Here is a 7,624-nt window from a genome sequence, read left to right on the forward strand (position 1 = left end):
GTGGTTCGTCCGACCGTCCGTTCCGCGGTGGTTCGTCGGACCGCCCGGCTCGCGACGGCGGTGAGGACCGTCGTCGTTTCGGTGACGGCAGCCGTCACGCCGGCGCCCGTTTCGGTGAGGCCGCGCGCGACGACTGGGAGGACCGGGACCCCTACGGCACGAAGTCGATCCGTCCACGCCACGACGACCCGGAGATCCCCGAGGAGATCCAGGCGCGCGACCTGGACCCTGCGGCCCGGATGGAGTTGAAGACCCTCAGCAAGGACAACGCCGACTGGGTTGCGCGTCACCTCGTGGCTGCAGCGCTCTTCGTCGACGACGACCCTGAGACGGCGAACCAGCACGCCCTGAGCGCTGCTCGTCGTGCCGGTCGTGTCGGTGTCGTCCGCGAGACGGCCGCGATCACCGCGTACCGCCTCGGCGACTTCGCCACCGCGCTTCGGGAGCTCCGCACCTACCGTCGGATCTCCGGTCGCAACGACCAGCTCCCGATGATGGTGGACTGCGAGCGTGGCCTGGGCCGTCCGGAGCGGGCACTCGAGCTCGGTCGTTCGGTCGAGCGCTCGGCCCTCGAGACCCCGGTGCAGGTCGAGCTCGCGATCGCCATGTCCGGCGCTCGTCTCGACCTCGGGAATCCCACAGCCGCCCTCGGCGAGCTGGAGATTCCACAGCTCGACCCATCCACCGCCTACACGTGGTCCCCGGCGCTCTACAGTGCTTACGCGGCCACGCTCGAGGAGCTCGGTCGACAGGACGAGGCCGACGAGTGGTGGGCCCGTGTGGACCGCGCGGCAGCGGCCCTCGCCGAAATCGCGGACGACAACGCTTGGGAGACAGTTGATGTGGTCGAGGAAACGCTCGAAGTCGAAGAACACGGAGGCGCTGGAGACGACGACGCCGATGACCTCGGAGCCGACGACGTCGCGACCGACGAACTCGACGGCGACGACGAATCCGCCGACGACCTCGATGACGAACCCGCCCTCGACGACCTCGACGACGACACCTCCGCAGCCGACGAGCCCGGCGAGATCGACGACGACAACCCCCGCGACGTCGACGGCTCCGCAGCCGGATGAGCACTCGGCGGCCTTGACCGACGGCGTCGACGTGGTCCTCACCGACCTCGACGGCGTCGTCTACCGGGGCCGCAACGCCATCCCGCACGCGGTCGAAGCCCTGACCCGGGCATCGCTCACGGCGCGGGTGGGCTACATCACGAACAACGCATCGCGCCGGCCGATCGACGTCGCCGAGCACCTCGAGCGCTACGGGCTCGAGGTGTCCGAGGGCGACGTCGTCACCTCGTCACAGGCCGGCGTCCAGCTGCTCGCGACCCTGGTGCCGGCCGGAGCGACCGTCCTGGTCACCGGCGGGCTCGGGCTGTCCAGCATCGTCGAGGAAGCCGGGTTCACCGTCACCTCGAGTGCCGAGGACTCCCCGGCCGCGGTCATCCAGGGCTTCTCACCGGACCTCGGTTGGAAGGAACTGGCCGAGGCCTCCTTCGCCCTGGCCGACCCGGACGTGCCGTGGGTGGCCACGAACATGGACTGGTCGATCCCGGTCGAGCGGGGCATCGCGCCCGGCAACGGCACGCTCGTGTCCGCCGTGCACCAGGCGGTCGGCCGGATGCCCGTCGTCGCAGGCAAGCCCGAGCGGCCGATCTTCGACACGGCGGTCGAGCGCTTCGGCGGCGGTCGGACCCTGTTCATCGGGGACCGGTTGGACACCGACATCAAGGGTGCGAACGACGTCGGGATCCCGAGCGTGCTCGTGCTCACCGGCATCGACAAGGCGAAGCAGGTGCTCGCGGCCGACCAGCGCTCGCGTCCCACCTACGTGCTCGAAGACCTCCGAGGGCTGTCCCAGCCGTACCCGGAGACGGTGCGGCGCGAGGACGAGGACGGCACCCGGTACGTGACCGTCGGTACTGCGACGGTGGCGATGCGCGGGCACGTCGTCCGGGTGCTCGACGCCGGGACGGACATCGATCGGCTCCGTGCCGGCTCGGCGCTCATCTGGGAGTCCGGGTTGGCCATCTACGGCCTCGACGTGGACCCGCAGCTGTACGGCGGCGAGTAGCGTGTCGGACGTGCCGAACCCCGAGCAGCCGTCCGCCGAACCCGAGCAGCAGGACGCCTTCGCCGCGCGCACCGCCGAGGCCGAGGCCCTGCCGCTCGCCGGGCGCGCCGACGCCTTCTCCGCCCTGCACGACGAGCTGCGGACGCGGCTCGAGAGCGGCGGCTCCGCGAGTGCCTGAGCCGGACGGAGCCGTGCACGACGCGACCCCGGTCCGCCTCGACGCCCTCCTCGCCGCACGCGGGCTCGCACGGTCGCGCACCGTCGCCAGCAAGCTGATCCAGGACGGCCGGGTGCTCGTGGGTGGCCGTGCTGTCCTGAAGCCGTCGACGCCGATCGCGTCCGACGCGGACATCGAAGTCGACGCCGCGGACGAGTGGGTCTCGCGTGCGGCCCGGAAGCTCGTCGGCGCACTCGACGCGTTCGACGTCGACCCCGCCGACCGGGTCGTGCTCGACGTGGGCGCGAGCACCGGCGGGTTCACCCAGGTGCTGCTCGCACGCGGCGCGCGCCGTGTCATCGCGCTCGACGTGGGGCACGGACAGCTGCACCCCACCATCGCGCTCGATGAACGCGTCGCCGTGGTCGAGGGGACGAACGCGCGGAACCTCACGCGCGCCGACTACCTGGCGCTCGACGGTGCCGCCGGCGAGACGAGCCTGGTGGTGGGGGACCTGTCTTTCATCTCGCTCCGACTCGTGCTGCCGGCGCTGGCCGAAGCCGTCCCCGCGGACGAGTTCGTGCTCCTGGTGAAGCCCCAGTTCGAAGTGGGACGTGGCGGTGTCCGCGAGGGCATCGTGCACGACGCCGGGCTCCGGAACGACGCGCTCATGAACGTGCTGTGGGCGGCGTGGGACCTGGGCCTCGGCACCAGTGGGCTCGCCGCGTCCCCGATCGTCGGGACACACGGCAACCACGAGTACCTGGCCCGCTTCCAGCGCGGTGTCGGGGGCAATCCGACAGAATGGAGAGTCCGGGCGACCGAACTCACGGAAGGGTCTTCATGAGTGACGAACGGCACATCCTGCTCGTGTCCCACACGGGTCGCCGCGACTCGATCGACGCTGCGGTCGAGGTCTGCGACCTCCTGCACGCGGCCGGTCTCACGCCCGTCATGCCCTTCGACGAGTACGCCGACATCCGTCGTGCCGAGGCGTCGGTCGGCAAGGTCGACATCCTCGGCGTCGACGTCCAGCCGAACCAGCTCGAGATCGTCATCGTGCTCGGTGGCGACGGCACGATCCTCCGCGCGGCGGAACTCGTGCGGAACACCGGCGCTCCGCTGATCGGGGTGAACCTCGGGCACGTCGGGTTCCTGGCCGAGAGCGAGCGTGACGGCCTGTCCGAGACGGTCGAGCGCGCGCTGTCCGGTGAGTACAACGTCGAGGAACGCGTCACCCTGCAGGTCGACGTGGTCGTGGGCAACCAGATCGTCTACTCGAGCTGGGCGCTGAACGAGGCCACGATCGAGAAGGCCTCGCGGGAGCGGATGCTCGAGGTCGTCACCGAGGTCGACGGCCGCCCACTGTCGTCGTTCGGCTGCGACGGCGTGGTCGTGTCGACCCCGACCGGCTCCACGGCGTACTCGTTCTCCGGCGGTGGCCCCATCGTGTGGCCGGACGTCGACGCGCTGCTCATGGTGCCGCTGAGCGCCCACGCCCTGTTCGCCCGTCCGATCGTCGTCGGGCCGGACTGCACGCTCGCGATCGAGGTCCTGCGGCGCACGAGCGGCGTCGGTGTCCTGTGGTGCGACGGCCGACGGACCCACGACCTGCCCCCGGGCGCCCGTGTCGAGGTCCGGCGTTCGCCCGACCCGGTGCGTGTCGCCCGCCTCAAGGACGCTCCGTTCACCGACCGCCTGGTCGCGAAGTTCCAGCTGCCCGTCGCCGGGTGGCGCGGCCCCCAGAGCGACGAGGACGACCGATGAGCCCGGAGAACACCCGATGAGCAGGGAGAACACCCGATGATCGAGGAGATCGCGATCCGCGACCTCGGTGTCATCGGTGAGACCACGCTCGAACTCGGGCCGGGCTTCACCGTCGTCACCGGAGAGACCGGTGCGGGCAAGACGATGATCGTCACCGCGCTCGGGCTGCTGCTCGGTGCGCGGGCCGACGCCGGTTCGGTGCGCCGCGGTGCGTCGAGCGCCGTCGTCGAAGGCCGCTGGCACGTCCCCGAGCAGGACGCCGTCGCCGAACGTGTCGAGGACGCCGGCGGCACCGTCGAGGACGGCGAACTCATCCTCACCCGCACGGTCTCCGCCGAGGGGCGCAGCCGTGCCACGGTGGGCGGTCGCAGTGCGCCCGTGGCGGTGCTCGGCGAGCTCGCCGACCAGCTCGTCACCGTGCACGGGCAGTCGGACCAGATCCGCCTGACCTCGGCAACGGCGCAGCGGGCTGCCCTCGACGGGTTCGGGGGAACCTCGCTCGAGAAGGCCCTCGCTCGGTACGTCGCCGCGTACGACGCCTGGCAGCAGCACGCCGGTGACCTCGAGGTCCTGGTCCGCGACCGGGACGACCGGGTGGCCGAGGCCGAGCGGATCCGCGCGGCCTCCGACGAGATCGATGCCGCCGACCCGCAGCCCGGCGAGGACGTCGAGCTGGCCGAACGCGCCGAACGGTTGGGCAACCTCGAGGAGCTCCGGTTGTCCGCTGCCCTGGCGCACGAGGCGTTGTCCAGCGAGTCCCTCGACGGCGTCTCCGACGTCGTCGGCCTGGTCGAGTCCGCACGCCGTGCCGTGGAGCGCGTCGCGTCGTCGGACAGTGCCCTGCAGCCGGTGCTCGAGCAGCTCACGGAGCTCGGGATCCAGGCGGCCGAGGCCTCGGCGAGCATCTCGAGCTACCTCGGCTCCCTCGAACCCGAGGCCGGGCACGATCTCGAACTCATCAACGAACGCCGTGCCCTGCTGGCCGGCCTCACCCGCAAGTACGGCGAGACGGTGGACGACGTCATCGCCTACGGACAGCGCGCGAGCGACCGGCTGCTCGAGCTCGACGGCGACGACGACCGGATCGCGGCGTTGCAGCAGTCGGTCGAGCAGGACGAGCAGGCGCTCGAGTCCGCCGCCGCCGCGCTCACGACGGCGCGCACCAAGGCGGCCACCGACCTGGCGAAGCGCGTGACCGCTGAGCTGAAGACCCTCGCGATGGGTGGCGCGACCCTGGTGGTCGAGGTCACCGACGCCGGCGAGTACCGCCGGCACGGCCGTGACCAGGTCACGATCCTGCTCCAGCCGCACTCCGGCACCGACCCCCGGCCGATCGGCAAGGGGGCGTCCGGCGGTGAGCTGTCGCGCGTGATGCTCGCGATCGAGGTCGTCATGGCCGGCAGCACCACGGTGCCGACGTTCGTCTTCGACGAGGTCGACGCCGGTGTCGGCGGGGCGGCGGCGATCGAGATCGGCCGACGGCTGGCGAAGCTCGCCGAGCGCACGCAGGTCATCGTCGTCACGCACCTGGCCCAGGTCGCGGCCTTCGCGAACAACCACCTCAACGTCGTGAAGGACGCCAGCGGTGCCGTCACGTCGTCGAGCGTGCGCCGGCTCGAGGGCGAGGACCGGCTGCAGGAGATGGCACGGCTGCTCTCCGGACTCGGTGACAGCGCCAGCGGCATCGAGCACGCCCGCGAGCTGCTCGACGTGGCCGGCCAGCGAGCCTGACGACCAAGCAGGCGGGTGCCGCTTGCCGACCCGGCCACGGCCCGAGGACCCAACCACCCACCCGCGCAACGCCCACGGCGAACCGAGGTCGCGCCTCCCGGCAGTTCTGACGTACGATGGAATCCCGTGGCGGACACTCTCAGCGGCGGTACCAATTCTTCGAACTCGACCCCGAAGGTGACGAAGCAGATCTTCGTGACCGGCGGGGTCGTCTCGTCTCTCGGCAAGGGCCTGACGGCGGCCAGCCTCGGCAACCTGCTCACGGCTCGCGGCCTCAAGGTCGTCATGCAGAAGCTCGACCCGTACCTCAACGTGGACCCGGGCACCATGAACCCGTTCCAGCACGGCGAGGTCTTCGTGACCGACGACGGTGCGGAGACGGACCTCGACATCGGGCACTACGAGCGTTTCCTCGACATCAACCTGTCGCAGGCCGCGAACGTCACGACCGGTCAGGTGTACTCGACGGTGATCGCCAAGGAGCGTCGCGGCGAGTACCTCGGCGACACGGTGCAGGTCATCCCGCACATCACCGACGAGATCAAGCGCCGGATGCGCGAGCAGGCGCAGAACGACCCGCAGCCCGACGTCATCATCACCGAGGTCGGTGGCACCGTCGGCGACATCGAGTCGCAGCCGTTCATCGAGTCCGCCCGTCAGGTGCGCCACGAGCTCGGCCGCAACAACGTGTTCTTCGTGCACGTCTCGCTGGTGCCGTTCATGAACGCTTCGGGTGAGCAGAAGACCAAGCCCACGCAGCACTCCGTCGCCGCGCTCCGGTCGATCGGCATCCAGCCCGACGCGCTCGTGCTGCGGTCGGACCGTCCGGTGTCGGAGTCGAACAAGCGCAAGATCGCGCTGATGTGCGACGTCGACGAGGACGCCGTGGTGAATGCCGTCGACGTCCCCTCGATCTACGACCTGCCGACGCTGCTGAACAACCAGGGCCTCGACCAGGTCATCGTCGAGGCGCTCAAGCTCGACGCCGGTCCGGTCGACTGGACCGCGTGGACCCCGGTGCTGAAGGCCGTGCACGAGCCGAAGAAGGCCGTCACGATCGCCCTGGTCGGCAAGTACATCGACCTGCCGGACGCCTACCTGTCCGTCACCGAGGCGCTCCGTGCCGGCGGCTTCGCGCACGACGCCAAGGTGACGCTGAAGTGGGTCGTGTCCGACGACTGCACCACGCCCGAGGGTGCGGCGAAGCAGCTCGGCGACGTCGACGGCATCTGCATCCCCGGTGGGTTCGGCGTGCGCGGCATCGAGGGCAAGCTCGGCGCGCTCAAGTTCGCGCGTGAGCAGGGCATCCCGACGCTCGGCCTGTGCCTCGGTCTGCAGTGCATGGTCATCGAGTACGCCCGCCACGAGGTCGGTCTGACCGACGCGTCGAGCACCGAGTTCGACCCGGAGACCTCGACCCCGGTCATCGCGACGATGGCGGAGCAGGTCGAGATCATCGCCGGCGGCGACCTGGGCGGCACGATGCGCCTGGGCCTGTACCCGGCGTCGTTCACCGAAGGCTCGCTGGCGGCGGAGCTGTACGGAGCGCCGGAGGCCTCCGAGCGGCACCGTCACCGCTACGAGGTGAACAACAAGTACCGCGAGCAGATCGCGGACGCCGGCCTCGTCTTCTCGGGCACGTCGCCCGACGGCACGCTGGTGGAGTACGTCGAGCTCCCGCGCGACGTGCACCCGTTCTACATCGCCACCCAGGCGCACCCGGAGCTCCGCTCGCGTCCGACCGATGCGCACCCGCTGTTCGCGGGGCTCGTCGCGGCCGCCATCGAGCGCCACGAGGCGTCCAGCCTGTTCGACCCGCAGACCGAGGAGCAGGTCGCGTAAGCGCCGGGTCACCACGATCGGACGGGAGGCGCGGTGCCAGCTGGC

At 70.8% G+C, this 7,624-nt stretch carries 6 protein-coding genes and 1 pseudogene; all 7 read left to right on the forward strand.

Annotated elements, in window-relative coordinates; all coding sequences use genetic code 11:
- A pseudogene (locus tag BIU91_RS13425) lies at nucleotides 1-1,079 on the forward strand (hypothetical protein); the annotation flags it as partial.
- A gap of 13 nt (nucleotides 1,080-1,092) precedes the next feature.
- On the forward strand, nucleotides 1,093-2,082 hold the full coding sequence (locus BIU91_RS13430; RefSeq protein WP_071405861.1) for an HAD-IIA family hydrolase: 990 nt from the start codon (nucleotides 1,093-1,095) through the stop codon (nucleotides 2,080-2,082).
- A 10-nt stretch (nucleotides 2,083-2,092) separates the two neighbouring features.
- Nucleotides 2,093-2,260, forward strand: a complete 168-nt coding sequence (locus tag BIU91_RS18975; RefSeq protein WP_171907839.1) for a hypothetical protein — start codon at nucleotides 2,093-2,095, stop codon at nucleotides 2,258-2,260.
- Nucleotides 2,253-3,086: a TlyA family RNA methyltransferase gene (locus BIU91_RS13435; RefSeq protein WP_084741268.1), complete on the forward strand. Its 834-nt coding sequence runs from the start codon at nucleotides 2,253-2,255 to the stop codon at nucleotides 3,084-3,086. Before BIU91_RS18975 ends, BIU91_RS13435 begins: the two co-directional genes overlap by 8 nt.
- Nucleotides 3,083-4,006, forward strand: a complete 924-nt coding sequence (locus tag BIU91_RS13440) for an NAD kinase (protein WP_071245131.1) — start codon at nucleotides 3,083-3,085, stop codon at nucleotides 4,004-4,006. Before BIU91_RS13435 ends, BIU91_RS13440 begins: the two co-directional genes overlap by 4 nt.
- Before the next feature lie 36 nt (nucleotides 4,007-4,042).
- Nucleotides 4,043-5,737: a DNA repair protein RecN gene (recN, locus tag BIU91_RS13445; RefSeq protein WP_071405863.1), complete on the forward strand. Its 1,695-nt coding sequence runs from the start codon at nucleotides 4,043-4,045 to the stop codon at nucleotides 5,735-5,737.
- A 126-nt stretch (nucleotides 5,738-5,863) separates the two neighbouring features.
- Nucleotides 5,864-7,579 (forward strand): CTP synthase, encoded by a 1,716-nt coding sequence (locus BIU91_RS13450; protein ID WP_071405864.1) that lies wholly within the window; start codon nucleotides 5,864-5,866, stop codon nucleotides 7,577-7,579.
- Nucleotides 7,580-7,624 lie beyond the last annotated feature (45 nt).

Origin of the sequence: Curtobacterium sp. MMLR14_002 (assembly GCF_001864975.1) — a bacterium.
GTDB lineage: Bacteria > Actinomycetota > Actinomycetes > Actinomycetales > Microbacteriaceae > Curtobacterium > Curtobacterium flaccumfaciens.

Excerpts from the sequence above, each read along its gene's own strand:
- BIU91_RS13440 (WP_071245131.1), top strand. The coding sequence starts at position 3,083 with ATGAGTGACGAACGGCACATCCTGCTCGTGTCCCACACGGGTCGCCGC.
- recN (WP_071405863.1), top strand. The coding sequence starts at position 4,043 with ATGATCGAGGAGATCGCGATCCGCGACCTCGGTGTCATCGGTGAGACC.